At 54.7% G+C, this 21,980-nt stretch carries 21 protein-coding genes; 12 read left to right on the top strand and 9 right to left on the bottom strand.

Translation table 11 applies throughout. From position 1 onward, the window contains the following. Window positions 1-40: 40 nt before the first annotated feature. From bioA to LH23_RS11685, 3 genes are all read left to right on the top strand, one after another. The gene (gene bioA / locus LH23_RS11695; RefSeq protein ID WP_156108030.1) at window positions 41-1,327 is read left to right on the top strand and encodes an adenosylmethionine--8-amino-7-oxononanoate transaminase; all 1,287 of its coding nucleotides are present in this window, start codon (window positions 41-43) and stop codon (window positions 1,325-1,327) included. 162 nt (window positions 1,328-1,489) lie between these two features. Then, window positions 1,490-1,729 carry a hypothetical protein gene (locus LH23_RS11690; RefSeq protein WP_039291273.1) on the top strand — a complete coding sequence of 80 codons (240 nt, stop codon included), beginning with the start codon at window positions 1,490-1,492 and terminating at the stop codon, window positions 1,727-1,729. Window positions 1,730-1,873: 144 nt separating this feature from the next. After that, the gene (locus LH23_RS11685; RefSeq protein ID WP_039291271.1) at window positions 1,874-3,154 is read left to right on the top strand and encodes a putative acyl-CoA thioester hydrolase; all 1,281 of its coding nucleotides are present in this window, start codon (window positions 1,874-1,876) and stop codon (window positions 3,152-3,154) included. Between the two features lie 56 nt (window positions 3,155-3,210). On the opposite strand, the gene pgl is transcribed toward LH23_RS11685, so the two are convergent. Continuing rightward, the gene (gene pgl / locus LH23_RS11680) at window positions 3,211-4,209 is read right to left on the bottom strand and encodes a 6-phosphogluconolactonase (protein WP_039291268.1); all 999 of its coding nucleotides are present in this window, start codon (window positions 4,207-4,209) and stop codon (window positions 3,211-3,213) included. 128 nt (window positions 4,210-4,337) lie between these two features. Here pgl and LH23_RS11675 point away from each other — a divergent pair, with 128 nt between their 5' ends. After that, window positions 4,338-5,168 carry a pyridoxal phosphatase gene (locus tag LH23_RS11675; protein ID WP_039291266.1) on the top strand — a complete coding sequence of 277 codons (831 nt, stop codon included), beginning with the start codon at window positions 4,338-4,340 and terminating at the stop codon, window positions 5,166-5,168. Here the strand turns inward: LH23_RS11675 and modC are convergent, their stop codons facing one another. From modC to LH23_RS11650, 5 genes are all read right to left on the bottom strand, one after another. After that, the gene (modC, locus tag LH23_RS11670; protein WP_039291265.1) at window positions 5,169-6,227 is read right to left on the bottom strand and encodes a molybdenum ABC transporter ATP-binding protein ModC; all 1,059 of its coding nucleotides are present in this window, start codon (window positions 6,225-6,227) and stop codon (window positions 5,169-5,171) included. It abuts the gene before it with no gap. After that, window positions 6,227-6,919, bottom strand: coding sequence for a molybdate ABC transporter permease subunit (modB, locus tag LH23_RS11665; RefSeq protein WP_039291263.1), 693 nt, complete (start codon window positions 6,917-6,919; stop codon window positions 6,227-6,229). The genes modC and modB overlap by 1 nt, the downstream gene beginning before the upstream one ends. Further along, the gene (modA, locus tag LH23_RS11660) at window positions 6,916-7,692 is read right to left on the bottom strand and encodes a molybdate ABC transporter substrate-binding protein (protein WP_039291262.1); all 777 of its coding nucleotides are present in this window, start codon (window positions 7,690-7,692) and stop codon (window positions 6,916-6,918) included. Before modA ends, modB begins: the two co-directional genes overlap by 4 nt. 185 nt (window positions 7,693-7,877) lie before the next feature. Beyond that, window positions 7,878-8,030 (bottom strand): AcrZ family multidrug efflux pump-associated protein, encoded by a 153-nt coding sequence (locus LH23_RS23425; RefSeq protein ID WP_008456213.1) that lies wholly within the window; start codon window positions 8,028-8,030, stop codon window positions 7,878-7,880. A 91-nt stretch (window positions 8,031-8,121) separates the two neighbouring features. Continuing rightward, complete coding sequence (locus LH23_RS11650; protein ID WP_039291260.1) at window positions 8,122-9,684, bottom strand: AbgT family transporter; 1,563 nt, start codon at window positions 9,682-9,684, stop codon at window positions 8,122-8,124. Between the two features lie 300 nt (window positions 9,685-9,984). On the opposite strand from LH23_RS11650, the gene modE reads away from it, so the two are divergent. The 7 genes from modE (at window position 9,985) to gpmA (ending at window position 17,776) form a co-directional block, all read left to right on the top strand. Then, on the top strand, window positions 9,985-10,776 hold the full coding sequence (gene modE / locus LH23_RS11645; protein WP_039291258.1) for a molybdenum-dependent transcriptional regulator: 792 nt from the start codon (window positions 9,985-9,987) through the stop codon (window positions 10,774-10,776). Between the two features lie 77 nt (window positions 10,777-10,853). Continuing rightward, complete coding sequence (gene modF / locus LH23_RS11640) at window positions 10,854-12,332, top strand: molybdate ABC transporter ATP-binding protein ModF (RefSeq protein ID WP_039291257.1); 1,479 nt, start codon at window positions 10,854-10,856, stop codon at window positions 12,330-12,332. A 224-nt stretch (window positions 12,333-12,556) separates the two neighbouring features. Next, entirely contained in the window at window positions 12,557-13,573 is a 1,017-nt protein-coding gene (gene galE, locus LH23_RS11635; RefSeq protein WP_039291255.1) for a UDP-glucose 4-epimerase GalE, read from the top strand. A 9-nt stretch (window positions 13,574-13,582) separates the two neighbouring features. Continuing rightward, window positions 13,583-14,635, top strand: a complete 1,053-nt coding sequence (gene galT / locus LH23_RS11630; RefSeq protein ID WP_039291253.1) for a galactose-1-phosphate uridylyltransferase — start codon at window positions 13,583-13,585, stop codon at window positions 14,633-14,635. Next, window positions 14,632-15,780, top strand: coding sequence for a galactokinase (gene galK / locus LH23_RS11625; protein WP_039291251.1), 1,149 nt, complete (start codon window positions 14,632-14,634; stop codon window positions 15,778-15,780). Before galT ends, galK begins: the two co-directional genes overlap by 4 nt. Beyond that, window positions 15,774-16,814 carry a galactose-1-epimerase gene (galM, locus tag LH23_RS11620; protein WP_039291249.1) on the top strand — a complete coding sequence of 347 codons (1,041 nt, stop codon included), beginning with the start codon at window positions 15,774-15,776 and terminating at the stop codon, window positions 16,812-16,814. Before galK ends, galM begins: the two co-directional genes overlap by 7 nt. Window positions 16,815-17,023: 209 nt before the next feature. Beyond that, window positions 17,024-17,776, top strand: a complete 753-nt coding sequence (gpmA, locus tag LH23_RS11615; RefSeq protein WP_008456186.1) for a 2,3-diphosphoglycerate-dependent phosphoglycerate mutase — start codon at window positions 17,024-17,026, stop codon at window positions 17,774-17,776. A gap of 63 nt (window positions 17,777-17,839) precedes the next feature. Here the strand turns inward: gpmA and aroG are convergent, their stop codons facing one another. After that, the gene (gene aroG, locus LH23_RS11610) at window positions 17,840-18,892 is read right to left on the bottom strand and encodes a 3-deoxy-7-phosphoheptulonate synthase AroG (RefSeq protein ID WP_039291247.1); all 1,053 of its coding nucleotides are present in this window, start codon (window positions 18,890-18,892) and stop codon (window positions 17,840-17,842) included. Between the two features lie 331 nt (window positions 18,893-19,223). Here aroG and zitB point away from each other — a divergent pair, with 331 nt between their 5' ends. Continuing rightward, window positions 19,224-20,159 carry a CDF family zinc transporter ZitB gene (gene zitB, locus LH23_RS11605; protein WP_039291245.1) on the top strand — a complete coding sequence of 312 codons (936 nt, stop codon included), beginning with the start codon at window positions 19,224-19,226 and terminating at the stop codon, window positions 20,157-20,159. On the opposite strand, the gene pnuC is transcribed toward zitB, so the two are convergent. Next, window positions 20,160-20,876 (bottom strand): nicotinamide riboside transporter PnuC, encoded by a 717-nt coding sequence (gene pnuC / locus LH23_RS11600; RefSeq protein ID WP_039291243.1) that lies wholly within the window; start codon window positions 20,874-20,876, stop codon window positions 20,160-20,162. It lies immediately after the preceding gene. 23 nt (window positions 20,877-20,899) lie between these two features. Beyond that, complete coding sequence (nadA, locus tag LH23_RS11595; protein WP_039296603.1) at window positions 20,900-21,961, bottom strand: quinolinate synthase NadA; 1,062 nt, start codon at window positions 21,959-21,961, stop codon at window positions 20,900-20,902. Window positions 21,962-21,980: the final 19 nt, after the last annotated feature.

Here is a 21,980-nt window from a genome sequence, read left to right as displayed (position 1 = left end):
GTAAACCTAAATGTTTTTCAAATGGTTTACAAGTCACCCTATGACCCCTGATGATTTAGCGTTCGACCAGCGACATATCTGGCACCCGTACACCTCTATGAGCCAGCCGCTCCCGGTTTATCCCGTTGTTGCCGCATCGGGCTGCGAGCTGCAACTGGATGACGGGCGAATGCTTGTCGACGGTATGTCGTCCTGGTGGGCTGCTATCCATGGCTACAATCACCCGCGGCTGAATCAGGCAATGAAGGCCCAGATTGATAACATGTCGCACGTGATGTTCGGCGGGATCACTCATCCACCGGCCATTGAGCTGTGTCGCAAGCTGGTCGCGATGACGCCTGCCCCGCTGGAATGTGTGTTTCTGGCGGACTCCGGTTCGGTCGCCGTTGAGGTCGCCATGAAAATGGCGCTGCAGTACTGGCACGCAAAGGGTCAGCCTCGCCAGCGTTTTCTGACCTTCCGTAATGGCTATCACGGCGATACGTTTGGTGCGATGTCGGTCTGCGACCCCGATAACTCAATGCACAGCCTGTGGCAGGGCTATTTGCCTGAACATCTCTTTGCCCCGGCACCGCAGTGCGGCTTTGGTGATGAGTGGGACGAGATGGATATCGTGCCGTTTGCACGCCTGATGGCCGCACATCGCGAAGAAATTGCCGCCGTTATTCTGGAGCCTGTCGTCCAGGGCGCGGGCGGCATGCGTTTTTACCACCCAGAATGGCTGCGCCGCCTCCGCCGCATGTGCGACCGGGAGGGAATTCTTCTGATTGCCGACGAGATCGCGACGGGCTTTGGCCGCACCGGGAAACTGTTTGCCTGCGACCACGCGGGTATTTCACCGGACATAATGTGTCTCGGCAAAGCCTTAACCGGTGGCACGATGACGCTCTCCGCGACGCTGGCCACCCGCCACGTTGCGGAAACCATCAGCGACGGTGAAGCCGGGTGCTTTATGCACGGCCCAACCTTTATGGGTAACCCCCTGGCCTGCGCAGTTGCCAGTGAAAGCCTGGCGCTCCTGGCGGAAGGTGACTGGCAGCAACAGGTCCCTGCGATTGAACATCAGCTTCGGGAAGGTTTGCTGCCGCTCACGGCGAACGAAAACGTAGCCGACGTGCGTGTGCTGGGGGCTATTGGCGTGGTAGAGACACGCAGGCCAGTGGATATGGCCGCTTTGCAGCGTTTCTTTGTCGAACAGGGTGTGTGGATCCGGCCGTTCGGCCGTCTGATTTACCTGATGCCGCCTTACATCATCAGCCCTGAGCAGCTGGAAAAATTAATTTTGGCCGTCACACAGGCGGTAAAAAATCCTGAGTTTTTCCGCTAGTTTCCGACTCAACCGGGCCGGTATCGCTCGCCGGCCTGGTCTCCCCTTCTCTAATCGTTTTCTGGAATGAATTTACACAAATAAATCCAGTTAAGTTATTAATCCCTTCCCGTCTCGCTGCCGATTAACCTTTCACCAGATTCACATCACAGAGAGACAGAAATGAAGAGAACCGTTGTACTCAGCTTCTGCCTGATAGCAGGCAACGCCCTGGCCGATACCGGCTCGCCCCAGCTAAAAGCGGAGTCGCAGTCAGTGATTCGCCAGGCGGGGTATCAGTGCGATACCGTGAACAGCGTGTACCCCGCCGCATTCGGGGGTTCACTTACCGTCTCCTGCGACAGTGACCACAAATATATTATTCGCAAGAAAGACGGCCAGTACACCGTAGAAAAAGATTAACCCCTCCCTTTTCATCCTCGGATAATGCCCTCTTCCCTCTTTCTGAAGCCGATTTGCACAAATCGGCTTCCCGTTTCGCTCAACTTAGTATAAAAAGCAGGTTTTGAAATAACCCTCTATTCCACCGTACAGCAAGGAGCAACCTTGAACACATTATCGGTTTCTCGTCGCGCCGCAGCCCTGGCTTTCGCCGTGGCGCTGAGTGCATGTAGCTCAACCCCACCCCAGGACAAACCGTCTACTCAGGTGGCGCCGGGAACCCAGTCCCGCCCGATCCTGGCGGCTGACGAAGCGCAGAATTTTGTGGCTGCACGCTACTTCACGTCAATGAACCCAAATGAAGCCGCGTGGACGCCGTCCTCGATTCGTACGCCTCAGCAGCCTGATTTCGTGGTTGGCCCTGCCGGTACGCCTGGCGTCACCCATACGTCAGTCCAGGCCGCGGTGGACGCTGCCATCATCAAGCACAGCAGCTCTCGCCTTTATATCGCCATTATGCCGGGTCAATATGAAGGTACGGTGTATATTCCTGCGGCTTCTGGCAGCGTGACGCTGTACGGCACCTCTGGCAACGCGGACGATGTCAAAATCGGCCTGACGCTGGACTCTGAAACCGACCCGACAACCTGGCGTCGCGCCGTTAACCCAGGCGGGAAATACATGCCTGGAAAACCTGCCTGGTACATGTTTGATAACTGCCAGAGCCGCCGTGGCGCGACCGTGGGCGTGATGTGTTCCGCTGCCGTTTGGTCGCAGAATAATGGCCTGCAGCTCCAGAACCTGACCATCCAGAACACCCTGGGTGACAGCGTGGATGCCGGCAATCATCAGGCCGTGGCGCTGCGTAGCGATGGCGATAAAGTGCAGCTGAATAACGTTCACCTGCTGGGCCGCCAGAACACTTTCTTCGTCACCAACAGCGACGTTCAGAACCGCATGTTGACTAACCGTCAGCCGCGCACGCTGGTCACCAACAGCTACATTGAAGGTGATGTGGATGTGGTCGCAGGCCGCGGTGCGGTAGTGTTTGATAACACCGATTTCCGCCTGGTGAACAGCCGCACCAAAGAAGGTTCTGTGTTCGCACCAGCTACTCTGCCGAACATCTACTACGGCTTCCTGGCCATCAACAGCCGCTTTACCGCAGCTGGTGACGCTCAGTTGGGCCGCTCCTGGGACTTAGCCGGTGAAAACGGCCAGGCCGCAAATGGCCAGGTTGTGATCCGCGACAGCGTGATCAACGAAGGTTTTAACACGGCTAAGCCGTGGGGCGATGCGCTGGAGTCTAAGCGTCCGTTCGCGGGCAACGTTGGCACCAAAGACGATAAAGGCGCGATCAAACGCGATCTGAATGACCCGAACTTCAACCGCATGTGGGAGTTCAATAACCGCGGCGTAGGCAGCCCGGTCGTCGAAGAGAAGTAATTTTTAACTCAGTAAGAAAAAACCTCGCCGCGGCGAGGTTTTTTTATGGCTGACAATCAGTGCGCGTTAATCACCACCCACATTGGGCCCTGCCCGACGGCGTAGCGGCCTTTTTCTTCCAGTAGCCCCTGTTCGCCATTAATTTTGTACACGGCGGCATGATGGGATTTCTGCCCGACGGCAACCAGGTATTTACCGCTGTGGTCAACGTTGAAACCGCGAGGCTGCTCTTCCGTCGGCTGGTAGCCTTCAATGTTCAACACGCTGCCATCTTCAGACACGCTGAAGACGGTAATAATGCTGGCGGTGCGGTCACAGGCATAAAGATGACGACCGTCCGGCGTGATATGAATATCGGCAGCCCAGCGGGTACCAGTGAAACCTGGCGGCATAAAGTCCAGCGTCTGCACACATTCAATTTTGCCGTGCGGGTCGCGCAGTTCCCAGACATCAACGCTGCTGTTAAGCTCGTTCACGCAGTATGCATACTGCTGGTTCGGGTGAAACGCCATGTGGCGCGGGCCTGCGCCCTCAACCGTCGTGACCTCAGCAGGCGTTTGCGCCACCAGCTTGCCGTCATCGGACAGCGTGAACAGGCAAATACGATCCTGCTTCAGCGCTGGCGTCCAAAGCGTGCGGTTATCCGGGGAGATGTTCGCCGAGTGGCAGCCGTCCAGCCCCTCAACCACATCGACGGTTTCGCCCGGCAGGCCATCATTTTCAAGGCTAATCACCGCCACGTTTGCCGCGTTGTATGACGCGCTGAACAGGAAGCGACCTTTGCGATCGGTAGAAATATGGGTTGGGCTGCCCGGCAGAGGCGCCACGCCAGCTTCAGTCAGAGAGCCATCATCCGGCGTAATGCGGTAAGCCACTACGCGAAACTCAGGACGCACACCAACGTACAGGAAGCGTTTATCCGGACTGATGACCATCGGCTGAACTTGTCCTGGAGCATCAACCACCTGCACAAGGGTCATTTCGCCGCTGGCGTGCAGCGTCCAGACGTGGATCTGCTGGCTTTCCGGGCTGGCGGTATAGACTGTCTGTTTCATGACTTTACTTTCCTCCTGACGTCGTAAGTAAGCATCATAAGGCCGGCTCACGGCGCGAGCGATTTTGCGCTACAGCATGAGCGGTGTACCATCGGAACGAACCTTATGAATAATGACTGGAACCCTAAATGAGTTATCGCGTAATTGCTCTCGATCTCGACGGCACCCTACTGACCCCGCAAAAAAACATTCTCCCGGAGTCCATTACGGCCCTTCAGCAAGCTCGCGAAGCGGGCGTGAAAGTGGTTATCGTAACGGGTCGCCATCATGTCGCCATACATCCTTTTTATCAGGCACTGGCTCTGGATACACCTGCAATTTGCTGCAATGGCACTTATTTGTATGATTATCATGCAAAAAAGGTTCTGGCGTCCGATCCCCTTCGCCCGGAGCAGGCCACGAAAATGGTAGATTTACTGACGGCTCATCGGGTGCATGGCCTGATGTACGTCGACGATGCAATGCTCTATCTCGAAAGCTCAGAACACGTCAAAGCCCACGTCGCCCGCACCCAAACCTGGGCGCAATCATTACCTGAACACCAGCGTCCGGTTTTCCGCAGCGTGCCTTCACTCAAAGAGGCGGCTCAGGATGTGGAGGCTATCTGGAAGTTTGCCCTGACGGATTCAGACATTCCTAAGCTCAGGCAGTTTACCGTTGAGGTAGAGCGCGAACTGGATCTCTCCTGCGAGTGGTCATGGCACGATCAGGTTGATGTCGCCCAGCGTGGCAACAGTAAAGGGGCTCGCCTGGCTCAGTGGGTAGCGTCTCAGGGTCTGGCCATGGATCAGGTGATTGCATTCGGTGACAACTACAACGATCTGAGCATGCTGGAAAGCGCCGGGATGGGCGTGGCCATGGGCAATGCCGACGATGCGATAAAATCCCGCGCGAATATGACTATCGGCACGAATCTGGAAACCGGGATCGCCGAAACGCTTTATAAGTACGTGCTGTAATCAGGTTGCGATCGACACGCTTTTCACTTGCGCATACAGCCACTGGCCAGGTTTTACCGCCAGTTCGTCCCGGGCCCAGGGGCTGATGCGCGCCCACAGCGTGCGGGAACCCACTTCAAGCTGAACCTCCACCTGCCCTTCATCGTCAAAGCACTGGGCAACCTTTGCCCGCAGAACGTTGCGAATACTGCTGTTGACCGGCGGCTGTAGCACCAGCGAAACGTCAGAAGCCTGAATGCGAATGCGCAGCGGAGCCTGCACCGGTTTGTCGATTTTGTTTACCCACAGATGCTGATCGCCAAGCGCCAGCGCCGTCATGGCGTAATGTGGATGGTGCTCGAGCACGGTAACTTTCAGCACGCTGCTTTGCTGCTCTTTAGGCAGCCACGGATGCATCACGCTGCTGCCCCAAACCTCTTCAAGGTTGCCAAACGCTTTAACATTTCCGGCATCCAGCACCAGCACTTTGTCTGCCAGATGTAAGATTTCCTCCAGCGAGTGGCTCACGTACAGCATGGGAATATTGATCTCGCGGGCGAGCCGCTGGAGATAAGGCAACAATTCACGTTTACGGGGGATATCCAGCGAGGCTAGCGGCTCGTCCAGCAGCAGCAGCTCCGGCGCGGTCAGAAGAGCTCGCCCGATAGCAACGCGCTGCTTTTCACCACCGGAAAGGCTCCAGGGGAAACGCTCCAACAACTCTTCAATGCCGAGCAATGCCACCAGCTTGTCGAACTGGCCGGCCATGCTTTTTGCCATGCCGTATTTTAAATTGCCGCGCACACGGTAGTGCGGGAACAGGCGCGCATCCTGGAACACATAGCCGACCCGGCGTTTTTCCGGCGGCAGATAAAGTTGCTTTTCGGCATCGCTCAGGACGCGATCGTTCAACACGATTCGCCCCTGTTCGGGTTTAGTCAGGCCGCTTATAGCGTTGATTAAGGAAGTTTTTCCTGCACCGGAGACACCAAACACAGCCGTGATGCCCTGGCCCGGCAGGATTTCATTGATTTCCAGCCGATGCGTCCCCAGGGTTTGAACGAAGTTAAGTTCCAGCATCAGTTTGCCCCCATACGTTTACGGCTGACTCTCGCCAGCCATTCGGCCACCAGCAGTGAGGCCATCGCCAGCGCGATAGCGATCAGGCATAAACGTGCGGCGGCGCTTTCTCCGCCGGGGGTTTGAATCAGGGTATACATGGCCGAAGGCAGCGTTCGGGTTTCACCGGGAATGTTGGACACAAAAGTAATTGTTGCGCCGAACTCGCCCAGCGAGCGGGCAAAGGCCAGCACGGTACCGGCAATAATACCTGGCAGCGTTAACGGCAAAGTAATGGTGCAAAAGACACGCCAGCGCCCTGCGCCCAGCGTTCTGGCCGCCTGTTCAAGACGGAGATCAACCCCTTCCAGCGCGAGGCGGATTGCCCTGACCATCAGCGGGAAAGACATCACCGCCGCCGCCAGCACCGCCCCTCGCCAGCTAAAGGCGAAGGTAATGCCAAACCAGTCATACAGCCAGGCACCGATAAAACCGCGGCGGCCAAAAGCCACCAAAAGCAGATAGCCCACCACCACCGGCGGCAGCACCAGGGGAAGATGAATCAGGCTGTCGAGCAAGGCTTTGCCCGGGAAGCGGCAGCGAACCAGCACCCAGGCAAAGAAGATCCCGATAGGAAGACTGAACAGTACCGCAATAGATGAAACTTTTAGGCTTAGCAGTACTGCCTGCCACTCGGGATCGCTCAATATCATTGTTTCGTCGTAAATCCGTATTTTTGGAAGACTTTCGCCGCTTCCGGTCCTTTCAGATAGCTATAGAACGCGGTCACTGACGGGTTATCGTGGCCTTTCACAATCGCAATCGGGTATTCCACTTTCTTGTGAGAATCTTCCGGGAAGGTCCCCACGACTTTTACGCCTTTTCCAGCGACGGCGTCAGAACCGTAAACGATGCCCAACGGCGCTTCGTCGCGCTCAACCAGCGCCAGCGCACCACGGACGTCTTCGGCCGGAGCTAGTTTACTGGATAAGCTGTCCCATGCGCCCAGCTTTTGCAGCGCCTCTTTGGCGTAAATCCCCGCAGGAACATGATCGGGATCGCCTACGGCCAGACGACCACCTTTTAGCAGCGATGCCCAGTCGGTTTTCGCATCAATGGCGATGTCGCCCTGCTTGCTGGCAGTCGGTGCAACAACGACCAGACTGTTACCTAACAGCGTTTCGCGAGTGTCCGTTTTGATGGTGTCTTTCTCAACAGCATAATCCATCCATTTCTGATCGGCAGAAATAAACAGATCGGCTGGTGCCCCCGCTTCAATCTGGCGAGCAAGCGTGGAAGAAGAGGCAAAAGAAGAAGCGATCTCAACTTTCTTCTCTTTCTGATATTGCGTGGCAATATCCTGCATCGCATTGGTTAACGATGCCGCCGCAAAGACGGTAATTTTGCTACTTTCAGCCAGTGCCTGGCCTGCCAGAGAAACAGATAATGCCGCCCCCAGGGCGAGGCGAACCCAACGTTGATTCATGTTTTCACTCCGTTTGTTTCGTTATGTAACGTGAAATATAACGATTGCAATGCGGAAGATACAGAATTTATCGGCAGAAAGACGAAGGCCTTTAAAGTTCTTGACGGAGATCAACGGAATGACTGCGTGTGGGGCGCTAAGGCGGCAGAAAGAGAAAACCCGGCAAATGCCGGGCTTTCAGGGAATCAGTGATGCTGTTTCGGCTGTTGGTCGCGATGACCGACTTTTGAAAAGACGTTAAACACTTCACCCAATCCATAGATGAGACCGAGGATGACTGCCATCACAACCGGCACCATGACCACGGCAAACACCAGGCTTTTCAATAACTCGAACATAGTTGCCTCCGGCAAAAGCGAGAGTGATTATTCTAGCGGCAGTTGAGAAAAACGCACTCTCCTTTTGTGCCATTTGCCTGCCCGGTGCGGCTTATCCAGCTGACCAGGTATAAGGTGCCGCAACGCCAAGCGGCATTTCCAGCCCCCACCACACCAGCAGGAAGAGGCTCCAGCTCACCAGGAAGGCGATAGAATAAGGCATCATCATTGATACCAGCGTGCCCACGCCAGCGCCTTTCACATAGCGCTGGCAGTAAATCACGATCAGCGGGAAGAACACCATCATCGGCGTGATAATGTTTGTGGAAGAATCACCGATGCGGAACGCCGCCTGAGTAAGCTCTGGCGATATCCCCACGGCCATAAGCATCGGCACCATAATAGGCGACAGCAGCGCCCATTTTGCTGAAGCCGAACCAATCAGCAGATTAACCAGCGCCGTCAGCAGCACCATACCGATAATTGTCGCCTCTCCCGGCAGCGCCATGGCTTTAAGGCCGTCCGCCCCCGCCAGCGCCACCAGCGTACCAATATTCGAATCGCTGAAGGCTTTAATGAACAACGCACAGAAAAACGCCATCACCATATAAGAGCCCATTTTGCTCATTGAGTCGTTCATCGCCCCAATGACGTCTTTTCCCGATTTAAAGGTGCCTGCCGCAAAACCATAGACAATGCCCGGCAGAATAAAAATCAGGAAGATGAGCGGGACGATAGACTTCATGACAGGCGCGCCGAAGTCGGTTAACGCGCCTGCCGGGCTGCGCAGCGTTGAGCTTTCAGGCCAGGCGGCAGCGGCAAGCCCTAGCAAACTAAGGAGCATCACCAGGCCCGCACGACGGAATGCCCGGCTCTCTTCTGGCGTGACGCTGGACATATCTTCATCGTGCTTAAAGTCACCATCAATCGCCATTTTACTGACCCGAGGCTCGACGATTTTCTCCGTCACCCACCAGCCAACGAGGGTGATCAATAGTGTTGAGCCGGTCCCGAAGAACAGATTACACAGCGTGTTCACGGTATACGTTGAGTCGAGCAGCTGAGCCGCGGCCTGGGTGAAACCTTGCAGCAGCGCGTCGTTACCGGTTGGCACCATATTGGCCGCAAAGCCACCGGATACGCCGGAGAATGCCGCCGCGATCCCCACCAAAGGATGGCGCCCGGCGGACATAAAAATAATGGCACCGAGAGGGATCACCAGCACATATCCCGCATCTGCCGCGACGTGACTAAACATTGCGACAAAAATCAGCATCGGCGTCAGCAGTTTTTTCGGCGTAACACGGAGCATTTTTTTCAGTGCAACGTTAATAAAGCCGGAGCTTTCGGCAACGCCAACGCCCAGCATAGCCACCAGAACGATGCCTAAAGGAGCAAAACTGGTAAAGGTGGTCACCATCGTAGAAAGCGTATGTGTTAACGCCTCGGCGGAAAGCAGGTTGTTGACCTGCACGGCTTTCTGAGTCACCGGGTTAACGATATCAAACTCTAACTGTGACAGCGCGGCGGATAGCCCCATCACAACCAGTAAAAAATAGAAGAAAATCAGCGCGGGTTCCGGCAGTCGGTTACCTGCTTTCTCAATGGCATTAAGAAAACCGTTCAGCAAGCGATTCTCTTTTGCCTCATTTCCTTTTGTTGTCAGCGTACTCATAGTTGCCCCTAATCCCGAGATATGTCTGTTCTGTCATCCAATGTACGGCAGGGATAATAGGGGTAATCACAAGACGAAACTATTCTTTTAATGAAATTAATCTCTAAACAAGAGCTGGTTAATAAAAATTAAAACCCAATAAAAAGACAAAAACTGGTTATTAATTCGATATAACCGAGCAGTAACCATAGTTTTAGTTCGCGTAATCAGGAACGATTTGTCCCCTGGCGGCGAACTGATATAATTTTCCCCCATGATTACAAAGGGAAACGCTGAGCCGATTTGCGGCGCGGAGAAACTATGCAGGCTGAAATTTTATTAACTCTGAAACTCCAGCAACGGCTGTTCGCCGACCCGCGACGCATTGCGCTGCTTAAACAAATTCGCCACACGGGATCGATTAGCCAGGGCGCAAAACTGGCGGGCATCAGTTACAAAAGCGCATGGGATGCGATTAACGAAATGAATCAGCTGGCAGAATCAAGCCTGGTTGATCGCGCCACCGGCGGCAAAGGCGGCGGCGGTGCCGTCCTGACCCGGTACGGTGAGCGCCTGATTCAGCTCTACGATCTGCTCGCGCAAATTCAACAAAAGGCCTTTGATGTTTTGCAGGATGATGCCCTGCCCCTGGACAGCCTGCTCGCCGCCATCTCCCGTTTTTCACTGCAAACCAGCGCCCGCAATCAGCTGTTTGGTACAGTACTTAAACGCGATGACGAACAGGTTCAGCAGCACGTCGATATTCTGCTGGCTGACGGTGAATCGCGTCTGAAAGCGGCGATTACCCGCCAAAGCGCAGAGCGGCTGGGACTGGATGAAGGCAAAGAAGTATTGGTGCTTATCAAAGCACCGTGGATAGACGTCACAACGGATGCTAATGCGGCGCGCAATGCCGATAACCAGCTGCCGGGCAAAATCAGCAGCATTGAGCAGGGTAAAGAGCAAAGTGAAGTGCTGATTCAGCTGACAGATGGACAAACGCTGTGCGCCACCCTGCCGAATATCCACGTAGAACAGCAGGCGCTGGCAGAAGGTGCTAAGGTCACAGCATATTTCAATGCAGACAGGGTCATTGTCGCCACACTCTGCTAAAAGTCCGCTTCTCATTGACATCAACGCAGACACGCCGTAAATCTGTAGCTTCATCGCTGCAAAAAATGGGATAAAACATGTCTGCGTTGCAAATTTCGCAAGGTACGTTTCACCTTAGCGACATAAAAACCCTTACCCTGAATGATCTTACCCTTCACGCCGGAGAAAGCTGGGCATTTGTTGGGGCGAACGGCAGCGGTAAATCCGCTCTTGCCCGCGCGCTGGCCGGTAGCCTGCCTATCATGAAGGGCGAACGCCACTGCGACTTCACCCGCATTGCTCATCTCTCTTTTGAACAGTTGCAAAAACTGGTCAGCGACGAGTGGCAGCGCAATAACACCGATATGCTAAGCGCCGACGAAGACGATACCGGCCGCACCACCGCAGAAATTATCCAGGAAGAGGTGGTCAATGAAGCCCGTTGCCGCGATCTGGCCACGCTGTTTGGCATTGAACATCTGCTCACCCGCCGCTTTAAATATCTGTCGACGGGAGAAACACGCAAAACGCTGCTTTGCCAGGCGCTAATGTCGGAGCCAGAACTGCTGATCCTGGATGAACCGTTCGACGGGCTGGACGTGAAATCTCGCCAGCAGTTGGCAAGCCTTCTCGAACAGCTTAGCGCCCAGGGCTACACCCTGGTTCTGGTCCTGAACCGATTCGATGAAATCCCGGATTTTGTGGAATTCGCCGGCGTGTTAGCAGACTGCACGCTGACAGAAAGCGGTAAAAAGCAGGCGCTACTTGAGCAGGCGCTTATCGCTCAGTTGGCCCACAGCGAGAAGCTGGCGGGCGTGGCGCTCCCGGAAGCCGACGATCCGTCCGCCCGCTATACGCTGCCGGAAAACCAGCCTCGTATTGTGCTTAACGATGGCGTGGTGGAATACAACGATCGCCCTATCCTGCACAAACTTAGCTGGTCAGTGAACCCCGGCGAGCACTGGCAAATTGTCGGCCCTAACGGCGCAGGAAAATCTACGTTACTCAGCCTGATCACTGGCGATCACCCCCAGGGTTACAGCAACGATCTGACGCTGTTTGGGCGCCGCCGGGGCAGCGGCGAGACAATATGGGATATCAAAAAGCACATTGGGTACGTCAGCAGCAGCCTGCATCTGGATTACCGCGTGAGCACCACCGTGCGAAACGTTATTCTGTCAGGCTATTTCGACTCAATTGGGATCTACCAGGCCGTTTCAGATCGTCAGCAGAAGCTGACCCGCGAATGGCTGAATATGCTGGGCATGGATAATGCCACCGCCGATGCGCCTTTCCACAGCCTTTCATGGGGGCAGCAGCGCCTGGCGCTGATTGCCCGTGCGCTGGTTAAGCACCCAACATTGCTGATCCTGGATGAACCTTTGCAAGGGCTGGATCCGCTCAACCGCCAGCTGATACGTCGCTTTGTCGATATTTTGATTGGCGAAGGAGAAACACAGCTGCTGTTTGTGTCCCACCATGCCGAAGATGCGCCCCAGTGCATTACCCATCGGCTGACGTTTGTCCCGGTCGGCGACAAGTACGGCTATCAGATAGAAAATATTCTTCCCGCATAATCCTTCAAGGCGCTGCGGCGCCTTTTTCATATAGAGTCGCAGTCAGACTTTCGGAATAGACGCACCCTTTCATGTTTACGCATTTGTTTTACAATGCGTTATATCCTTTTTATTCACGAAAAATAACGCAGTGTAAACGATACCACTAATCTGGTGCATATCACATTTTTCAGCCATCTGTTATGCTATGGTTATCTTAACCCATAGGCTATATGGAGCGAAAAATGAGAGTTTTGGTTACAGGTGGTAGCGGTTACATTGGAAGTCATACCTGCGTACAGTTGCTGCAAAGCGGCCACGATGTGGTGATCCTCGATAACCTGTGCAACAGCAAGCGCAGCGTATTGCCGGAAATTGAACGCCTGGGTGGCAAGCATCCGCTGTTTATCAACGGTGATATTCGCGACGAAGCCCTGCTGGCAGAAATTTTCCACGACCATCGTATCGATGCCGTAATTCATTTTGCCGGCCTGAAAGCCGTCGGTGAATCGGTGAATAAGCCGCTGGAGTATTACGACAACAACGTGACCGGCACTCTGAAGCTTATCGCCGCCATGCGAGCGGCAAACGTAACTAACTTCATCTTCAGCTCTTCCGCCACCGTTTACGGCGACCAGCCTCAAATTCCTTATGTAGAAAGTTTCCCTACCGGTAAACCCGCCAGCCCTTACGGCCAAAGCAAGCTGATGGTTGAGCAAATCCTTACCGACCTGCAAAAAGCCCAGCCAAACTGGAGCGTTGCGCTGTTGCGCTACTTTAATCCGGTCGGCGCCCATCCGTCAGGCGATATGGGCGAAGACCCTCAGGGCATCCCGAATAACCTGATGCCTTACATTGCGCAGGTTGCCGTAGGTCGACGCGATTCGCTGGCTATTTTTGGTAACGATTACCCAACCGAAGACGGTACCGGCGTGCGTGATTACATCCACGTGATGGATCTCGCCGACGGCCACGTTGCCGCGATGCAGGCGCTGAACGGTAAACCAGGCGTTCATATTTACAACCTGGGCGCAGGTGTCGGCAGCAGCGTGCTCGACGTGGTAAACGCCTTCAGCAAAGCCTGCGGTAAACCGGTGAACTACCACTTTGCCCCTCGTCGTGATGGCGATCTGCCGGCCTACTGGGCCGACGCCACCAAAGCCGACAAAGAACTCAACTGGCGTGTCAGCCGGTCGCTGCAGGAAATGGCAGACGATACCTGGCGCTGGCAGTCACGCCACCCCCAAGGTTATGAAGATTAAGGATATGTAATGGAGCAGTTTAACCCGGTCGATCATCCGCATCGCCGCTATAACCCGCTAACGGGTCAATGGATTTTGGTTTCGCCACATCGGGCGAAGCGCCCCTGGCAGGGCGCGCAGGAAACCCCTGCGCAAGAAAAACTTCCGGCACACGATCCGGACTGTTTTCTTTGCCCTGGAAATACGCGCGTTACCGGGGATAAAAACCCCGAGTACACCGGCACTTTCGTTTTTACCAACGATTTTGCGGCGCTGATGACGGACACGCCCGATGCCCCGGCAAGCCAGGATCCCTTGATGCGTTGCGAAAGCGCGCGCGGTACCAGCCGGGTTATCTGCTTCTCTCCCGACCACAGTAAAACATTACCAGAGCTCACGCTTCCCGCTCTGGAAGAAGTTGTACAAACCTGGCAACAGCAGACCGCTGAGCTGGGGCAGACATACCCGTGGGTTCAGGTATTTGAAAACAAAGGCGCAGCTATGGGCTGCTCCAACCCACATCCTCACGGACAGGTTTGGGCAAACAGTTTTTTGCCTAACGAGGTCGCCCGTGAAGATACCCTACAACGTGAATATTTCGCCCACCAGGGCACCCCAATGCTGCTGGACTACGTGCAGCGTGAGCAGGCGGACGGTAGCCGCACCGTAGTTGAAACCGAACACTGGCTGGCCGTCGTCCCTTACTGGGCAGCCTGGCCATTCGAAACGCTGCTGCTGCCCAAAGCCCACGTCCTGCGTATCACCGACCTCAGCGCAGAACAAAGTGCTGACCTGGCATTAGCGCTGAAAAAACTCACCAGCCGCTATGACAACCTCTTCCAGTGCTCCTTCCCCTACTCAATGGGCTGGCACGGCGCGCCGTTCAACGGTGAAAGCAATCAGCACTGGCAGCTTCACGCGCATTTCTACCCGCCGCTGCTGCGCAGCGCCACGGTTCGTAAGTTTATGGTTGGCTATGAAATGCTGGCCGAAACCCAGCGAGATTTAACCGCAGAGCAAGCCGCAGAACGCTTGCGTGCCGTCAGTGATATCCATTTCCGCCAGTCAGGAGCGTCATTATGAGTCTGAAAGAGAAAACCCAGCGTCTGTTCGCTGAGCAATTTGGTTACCCGGCAACACACGCTATTCAGGCCCCGGGCCGCGTAAACCTGATTGGTGAGCACACCGATTACAACGATGGTTTCGTGCTGCCGTGCGCCATTGATTATCAGACGGTGATTAGCTGCGCCAAACGTGATGACCGCATTGTCCGGGTTGTTGCCGCCGATTATGACAATCAGCAGGACAGCTTCTCCCTCGATGCCCCTATTGTCTCGCACGATACACAACAGTGGGCTAACTACGTTCGCGGCGTGGTGAAGCATCTGCAAAAGCGCGATAACAACTTTTCCGGTGTGGATATGGTGATCAGCGGCAATGTGCCGCAGGGCGCCGGGTTAAGCTCGTCCGCCTCGCTGGAAGTGGCGGTCGGCAAAGTCTTCCAGCATCTCTACCACCTGCCTCTGGACGGCGCTCAACTGGCGCTCAATGGCCAGGAAGCAGAGAACCAGTTTGTCGGCTGCAACTGCGGCATTATGGATCAGCTGATTTCCGCCCTTGGCAAGAAAGACCACGCCCTGCTGATTGATTGCCGCTCGCTGGGAACGAAAGCCGTCTCCATGCCAAAAGGCGTTGCGGTGGTGATCATTAACAGCAACTTCAAACGCACGCTGGTGGGTAGCGAATACAACACCCGTCGCGAACAGTGTGAAACCGGCGCTCGTTTCTTTAGCCAGAAAGCCCTGCGAGATGTTGATCTGGCAAAATTCAATGCCGTCGCGCACGAGCTGGATCCGATCGTTGCCAAACGCGTTCGTCACGTGCTGACAGAAAATATCCGCACCGTGGAAGCTGCGGATGCGCTTGCCAAAGGTGACCTGGTCCGTATGGGCCAGCTGATGGCCGAATCTCACGCCTCCATGCGCGATGATTTCGAAATCACCGTGCCGCAAATCGATACCCTTGTGGAGATCGTCAAAGCGACCATTGGTGAAAAAGGCGGCGTACGTATGACCGGCGGTGGTTTTGGAGGCTGTATTGTAGCGCTGGTGCCTGAAGATCTCGTCCCGGCCGTGAAACAGGCTGTAGAAGAACAGTACGAGAGTAAAACAGGGATTAAAGAAACCTTCTACGTTTGCAAAGCCTCCGAAGGAGCGGGCCAATGCTAAAAGAGACGCCGCAGCTGGCGCCGGACGGCCAGCCGTTTCGCCTTACCACCCTGCGCAACAGCGCGGGGATTGTCGTCACGCTGATGGACTGGGGCGCGACCTTGCTTTCCTGTCGGGTACCGCTAAAAGGCGGCGGCGTGCGGGAGACGTTGCTGGGCTGCGCTTCGCCTGAGCATTATTTGCAGCAAAGTGCCTTTATGGGTGCGACCGTCGGGCGCTACGCTAACCGTATTGCCGGAGGGAAGCTTACCGTTGGCGGTGAAATGCTCCAGCTTGAAATTAATCAGGGCGAAAACCAGCTTCACGGCGGGCCGGAAGGTTTCGATAAACGCCGCTGGCGCATTGCCGTGCAAAATGAGCAAGCAGTGACCTACGAGCTGGATTCCTGCGACGGCGATCAGGGGTTCCCCGGTAAATTACACGCCACGGCGCGCTATGCTTTAACGGAAGATAACCGCATCAGCATCGAGCTTCGTGCCGTCGTAGATAAGCCTTGCCCGGTCAATCTCACCAACCACGCCTACTTCAATCTCGACAGCACCCAAGGCGATGTGCGGCAGCATAAGCTCCAATTGCTGGCCGACAGCTATTTGCCGGTCGACGCCAGCGGCCTGCCTTCGGGCGACCTTAAAGAAGTGGCTGGCACCAGCTTTGATTTCCGTGAGCCTAAAACGCTTGTGCAAGATTTTATGGCCGACAACGATCAGCGCCTCACCAAAGGTTACGATCACGCTTTCTTGCTGCAGGCTAAAGGCGATCTTAGTCAGCCGGTTGCACGAGTCTGGTCTGCAGACGGTGCGCTGGAAATGAAGGTGTTCACAACGGCACCGGCGCTACAGTTCTACAGCGGGAACTATCTGGCGGGTACGCCTGCGCGAGATAGCGCAAATTACAGCGACTGGAACGGTCTGGCGCTGGAGAGCGGTTTCCTGCCGGACAGTCCAAATCACCCGGAATGGCCGCAGCCGGACTGCTGGTTAAAACCGGATGAGACCTATCTCAGCATCACGGAATACCAGTTTCTGCCTCATTGATCCCTATTGCCCTTTTCAATAAGGGCAATTTCTCACCAAATCGCTGACTTTCCCGCCAGATCGAGCCAAAAATATAACAACCTTTTACAACCACCTTACACTCCACGCGCTTTTTCGCTATGTTAAACGTTTATCATTGCCGTGACTTATGGCACGGCAATATAATGATAATTGTTATCATTAATCCCAGGCTCATTAAGGAGTAAATCATGGCTGTTACTAAGCTGGTACTGGTTCGTCACGGCGAAAGCCAGTGGAACAACGAAAACCGCTTCACTGGTTGGTATGATGTTGATCTGTCTGATAAAGGTCGTACCGAAGCTAAAGCTGCCGGTAAGCTTCTGAAGGACGAAGGCTTCACTTTCGACTTCGCTTACACCTCTGTGCTGAAACGTGCCATCCACACCCTGTGGAATATCCTCGATGAACTGGACCAGGCCTGGCTGCCGGTTGAGAAATCCTGGAAACTGAACGAGCGTCACTACGGCGCCCTGCAGGGTCTGAACAAAGCTGAAACCGCTGAAAAATACGGTGACGAGCAGGTTAAACAGTGGCGTCGCGGCTTCGCGATCACCCCGCCAGAGCTGTCTAAAGACGACGAGCGCTTCCCTGGCCACGATCCACGTTACGCTAAACTGACCGACAGCGAGCTGCCAACCACCGAAAGTCTGGCGCTGACCATCGACCGCGTAACGCCGTTCTGGAATGAGTCCATTCTGCCACGCATGAAGTCCGGCGAGCGCGTTATCGTTGCGGCTCACGGTAACTCCCTGCGTGCACTGGTTAAATACCTGGATAACCTGAGCGAAGATGAGATCCTCGAACTGAACATCCCTACCGGCGTGCCGCTGGTTTATGAGTTCGATGAGAACTTCAAACCGCTGAAACGTTACTACCTGGGCAACGCTGACGAAATCGCAGCGAAAGCCGCCGCAGTAGCCAACCAGGGTAAAGCGAAGTAATTCGCCACCCATAAAAAAAGGCGTGGTAAGCACCACGCCTTTTTTATTGCTCAAATCAGGCCGTTAGCCGCGACGAGCTTTTACCGCCGCGGCAAGTTTACGCAGCGCCACTTCGGTATCGTCCCAGCCAATGCAGGCGTCGGTAACGCTTTTGCCGTAGACCAGCGGCTCGCCGCTCTCCAGGCTTTGGTTGCCTTCTACCAGATGGCTTTCAATCATCACGCCGATGATAGCCTTTTCGCCGCCGGCAATTTGGCCGCAAACGTCGGCAGAAACGTCCATCTGCTTTTTGAACTGTTTGCTGCTGTTGGCGTGGCTGAAGTCAATCATCACCTGTGGCTCAAGACCCGCTTTCACCAGGCCCGCTTTAACCTCTTCCACATGCTTCGCGCTGTAGTTCGGCTCTTTGCCGCCACGCAGAATAATGTGGCAGTCACCGTTCCCGCTAGTGTTGACGATGGCGGAATGGCCCCACTTGGTTACGGACAGGAAGCAGTGCGGTGCACCGGCGGCGTTGATGGCATCAATCGCAACTTTGATCGTGCCGTCGGTGCCGTTTTTAAAACCAACCGGGCAAGAGAGGCCGGAAGCCAGTTCGCGGTGCACCTGTGATTCAGTGGTACGCGCGCCGATAGCGCCCCAGCTCATCAGGTCCGCCAGATACTGAGGCGTGATCATATCAAGGAATTCCCCTGCCGCTGGCAGGCCGGAATCGTTGATATCCAGCAACAGCTTACGCGCAATGCGCAGGCCGTCGTTAATCTGGTAGCTGCTGTCCATGTGCGGATCGTTAATCAGACCTTTCCAGCCCACGGTGGTGCGCGGTTTTTCAAAATAGACGCGCATTACCACTTCCAGTTCGCCCTGAAGCTCTTCACGCAACGCCAGCAGGCGCGCACCGTACTCTTTGGCGGCTTTGGTGTCGTGAATGGAGCAAGGCCCGATCACCACCAGCAGACGGTCGTCGCTGCCTTTAAGGATTTTATGGATCGCTTTACGCGCCTGAGAGACGGTGTGGGCAGCTTTTTCAGTGGCGGGGAATTTTTCCAACAGCGCTACAGGGGGGAGAAGCTCGTTAATCTCTTTAATTCTTAAGTCGTCGTTCTGATAATTCATGATATTTCCGGGGTCATCCTGATATTTTTCTTCGTTGCAATCCTTTCAATCTAACTCGCATAACCACAAGTGTAAACGGGCTTTTACACTTCTCACAGGTTAATCCTGAAAACTCGAAAAAAACAGTGAGAACATAATGAGAATCTATGGATTCACACCCTATTTCAACGCTTACCACTGAAGGATGTTAAATTTTCAATATTGAATGCTATTTTGAAAATTAAGGTCTCATCCACATTTTTGACTCGCTGGATTTTTCAGCCTCTTTCAACCAGTTGAAACCATGGAGCGGTTATAATTAGCCCACCGGGATTTATCTTTGTGAGAGATTATGGCGCATTCACACCAACATACCCCTGCTGATAGCAACGTAAAACGCCTGCTGTTTGCCTTTCTCATCACGGCAATTTTCATGGTTGCCGAAGTTATCGGCGGCCTGCTTTCCGGCTCGCTGGCTCTTCTGGCCGATGCTGGCCATATGCTCACCGACGCTGCGGCACTGCTGTTTGCTTTGCTGGCCGTGCATTTTGCCCGTCGGCCTCCCAACGCCCGGCATACCTTTGGTTGGCTACGCCTGACTACGCTCGCAGCATTTGTAAACGCTATTGCCCTGGTGGTGATCACCATTCTTATTGTCTGGGAAGCGATTCAGCGCTTCTCAAATCCTCAGCCGATTGCGGGCTGGGCAATGCTGACCATTGCGGTCGCCGGACTGCTGGCTAACCTGGTTTCTTTCTGGATCCTACACAGCGGCAGCGGAGAGAAAAATCTCAACGTGCGCGCGGCGGCGATGCATGTGCTGGGTGACTTGTTGGGTTCAGTGGGGGCAATTGTGGCGGCGGTGGTGATCCTCTGGACCGGCTGGACACCGATTGACCCCATACTGTCGGTGCTGGTTTCCTGCCTGGTGCTACGCAGCGCCTGGAGCCTGCTGAAAGAGAGCGTCAACGAGCTATTAGAAGGTGCACCGGGCGCCATCGACATTGCCGCGTTGAAGCGTAATCTTTCCCGCTCAATACCGGAAGTACGTAACGTGCATCACGTCCATATCTGGCTGGTTGGCGAAAAACCGCTGATGACGCTACATGTTCAGGTTGTACCGCCCCACGATCACGACGCTTTGCTGGCGCGCATACATCACTTCCTCGAGCACGAGTATCAGATAGAACATGCCACGGTACAGATGGAGTATCAGGTTTGTCACGGCCCGGACTGCGACCTGAATGAGCATGACCACGGTGCTGGCCATGCCCATCATCATCACTAATCAGGACAAGGCGCGCGAACCGGATTGTCGCGCGCTGTTGATCCACATCCGGCTGCCATTCAGCGCGATGAACGTCAGAATGAGATATTCCAGCGACATCGCGTAAACGCCCTGCAGGGCAAAGATAACCACGCTGATGACGTTGATGATTGTCCACAGCAGCCAGTTTTCCACGTATTTCCGGGTCATGAGAATCATCGCCACAATCGACAGCACCATCATGCACGAGTCCCAGAACGGATAGGCATCTGGCTGAAGTTCAGGCAGGGTAACGTTCAGCCCCAGACTCTGCATCACAGACACCGCAACCCGGGTCAGGAAGGCAAAGACCGGATCGATAAACACCGTCATCAACCCAATCGCTGCGACAATAATCACTAGCCAGGCAATCGCCTTAGGCAAAGGCAGCCATCGGATTTGCAGCAGTGACTGATGGTTACTACTTTGCCGCGACCAGGCATACCAGCCGTAGATGTTCGCCACAAAAAAGAACAGCTGCAAAAGAAGGCTAGCGTAGAGCTGGATCTGAAAGAATATGATGGCAAACAGAGTGACGTTGATTAACCCGAAGGCGTAGTTGCCTATCTTCTCCAGGCTGGCAAGCCAGATACAAAGCAATCCCGCCAGCGTTCCCACAGCTTCAATCCATGATAAGTCATACCCGCCCGTCCCAATGGGGATGTGGACGAGAATGTTCTGCGTGCTAAAAAAATCCATGAACTCCCCTGAGCGTAATATTGTTACGCGTTGCCTTTAATCGTACGACGCAATTCTGCCGCAAAATCGAGCATACGATTAAGCGGAACCAGCGCGCCTTCTCGCAGCGCAGCATCCACTTCTATCGTGTGTGCAGCCCCACCCTGTTCCAGCCCTTCAGCAATGGCTTTAAGCCCGTTCATTGCCATCCACGGGCAATGCGCACAGCTGCGGCAGGTTGCCCCTTCCCCTGCGGTTGGCGCTTCCAGTAGCTCTTTGTCCGGACACGCCTGTTGCATTTTGTAAAATATCCCGCGATCGGTGGCGACAATAAGCTGCTGGTGAGGCAGCGTTTTAGCCGCGTTAATCAGCTGGCTGGTCGATCCTACCGCATCGGCCATATCCACCACGGCCTGCGGTGATTCAGGATGAACCAGTACCGCCGCATTCGGGTATAGCGCTTTCATCCGCGCCAGCGCCTGAGTTTTAAATTCATCATGCACAATGCAGGCTCCTTGCCAGCACAGTACGTCGGCCCCAGTCTGCTTCTGAACGTAGTTGCCAAGGTGGCGATCCGGTGCCCAGATGATTTTCTCGCCCAGGCTATCCAGATGTTCAATCAGCTCTACCGCAATACTGGATGTGACGACCCAGTCTGCCCGGGCTTTTACCGCGGCAGAGGTATTAGCATAGACGACGACAGTACGATCCGGGTGCTGGTCGCAGAAAGCATTAAATGCCTCAATCGGGCAGCCGAGATCTAATGAGCATTCGGCATTGAGGGTGGGCATTAAAATGGTCTTTTCGGGGCTGAGGATTTTCGCCGTTTCCCCCATGAAACGCACCCCCGCCACCAGTAGCGTAGACGCTGGATGGTTAGCGCCAAAGCGAGCCATCTCCAGCGAGTCAGAGATACACCCACCGGTTTCTTCGGCAAGCGACTGGATTTCCGGGTCGGTGTAGTAATGCGCCACCATCACCGCATCCCGCTCTTTAAGCAGACGCTTAATTTTTTCACGATAAAACTGTTTTTCATCTCCGCTCAGGGGCGCAGGTTTAGGCGGGAAGGGATAAATCGCAGTTTCCGGGTCAAACATTACGCTCATCATGCAGTCTCGTTTTACT

Origin of the sequence: Cedecea neteri, from assembly GCF_000758305.1 — a bacterium.
GTDB lineage: Bacteria > Pseudomonadota > Gammaproteobacteria > Enterobacterales > Enterobacteriaceae > Cedecea > Cedecea neteri_C.
The sequence above is the reverse complement of the archived record's forward strand: the minus strand, read 5'-3'. Positions and strand labels throughout refer to the sequence as shown.

Coding starts and splice junctions, on each gene's coding strand:
- bioA (WP_156108030.1), top strand. CDS start 41: ATGACCCCTGATGATTTAGCGTTCGACCAGCGACATATCTGGCACCCG.
- LH23_RS11690 (WP_039291273.1), top strand. CDS start 1,490: ATGAAGAGAACCGTTGTACTCAGCTTCTGCCTGATAGCAGGCAACGCC.
- pgl (WP_039291268.1), bottom strand. CDS start 4,209: ATGAAACAGACAGTCTATACCGCCAGCCCGGAAAGCCAGCAGATCCAC.
- LH23_RS11675 (WP_039291266.1), top strand. CDS start 4,338: ATGAGTTATCGCGTAATTGCTCTCGATCTCGACGGCACCCTACTGACC.
- modC (WP_039291265.1), bottom strand. CDS start 6,227: ATGCTGGAACTTAACTTCGTTCAAACCCTGGGGACGCATCGGCTGGAA.
- modB (WP_039291263.1), bottom strand. CDS start 6,919: ATGATATTGAGCGATCCCGAGTGGCAGGCAGTACTGCTAAGCCTAAAA.
- modA (WP_039291262.1), bottom strand. CDS start 7,692: ATGAATCAACGTTGGGTTCGCCTCGCCCTGGGGGCGGCATTATCTGTT.
- LH23_RS23425 (WP_008456213.1), bottom strand. CDS start 8,030: ATGTTCGAGTTATTGAAAAGCCTGGTGTTTGCCGTGGTCATGGTGCCG.
- LH23_RS11650 (WP_039291260.1), bottom strand. CDS start 9,684: ATGAGTACGCTGACAACAAAAGGAAATGAGGCAAAAGAGAATCGCTTG.
- modE (WP_039291258.1), top strand. CDS start 9,985: ATGCAGGCTGAAATTTTATTAACTCTGAAACTCCAGCAACGGCTGTTC.
- modF (WP_039291257.1), top strand. CDS start 10,854: ATGTCTGCGTTGCAAATTTCGCAAGGTACGTTTCACCTTAGCGACATA.
- galE (WP_039291255.1), top strand. CDS start 12,557: ATGAGAGTTTTGGTTACAGGTGGTAGCGGTTACATTGGAAGTCATACC.
- galT (WP_039291253.1), top strand. CDS start 13,583: ATGGAGCAGTTTAACCCGGTCGATCATCCGCATCGCCGCTATAACCCG.
- galK (WP_039291251.1), top strand. CDS start 14,632: ATGAGTCTGAAAGAGAAAACCCAGCGTCTGTTCGCTGAGCAATTTGGT.
- galM (WP_039291249.1), top strand. CDS start 15,774: ATGCTAAAAGAGACGCCGCAGCTGGCGCCGGACGGCCAGCCGTTTCGC.
- gpmA (WP_008456186.1), top strand. CDS start 17,024: ATGGCTGTTACTAAGCTGGTACTGGTTCGTCACGGCGAAAGCCAGTGG.
- aroG (WP_039291247.1), bottom strand. CDS start 18,892: ATGAATTATCAGAACGACGACTTAAGAATTAAAGAGATTAACGAGCTT.
- zitB (WP_039291245.1), top strand. CDS start 19,224: ATGGCGCATTCACACCAACATACCCCTGCTGATAGCAACGTAAAACGC.
- pnuC (WP_039291243.1), bottom strand. CDS start 20,876: ATGGATTTTTTTAGCACGCAGAACATTCTCGTCCACATCCCCATTGGG.
- nadA (WP_039296603.1), bottom strand. CDS start 21,961: ATGAGCGTAATGTTTGACCCGGAAACTGCGATTTATCCCTTCCCGCCT.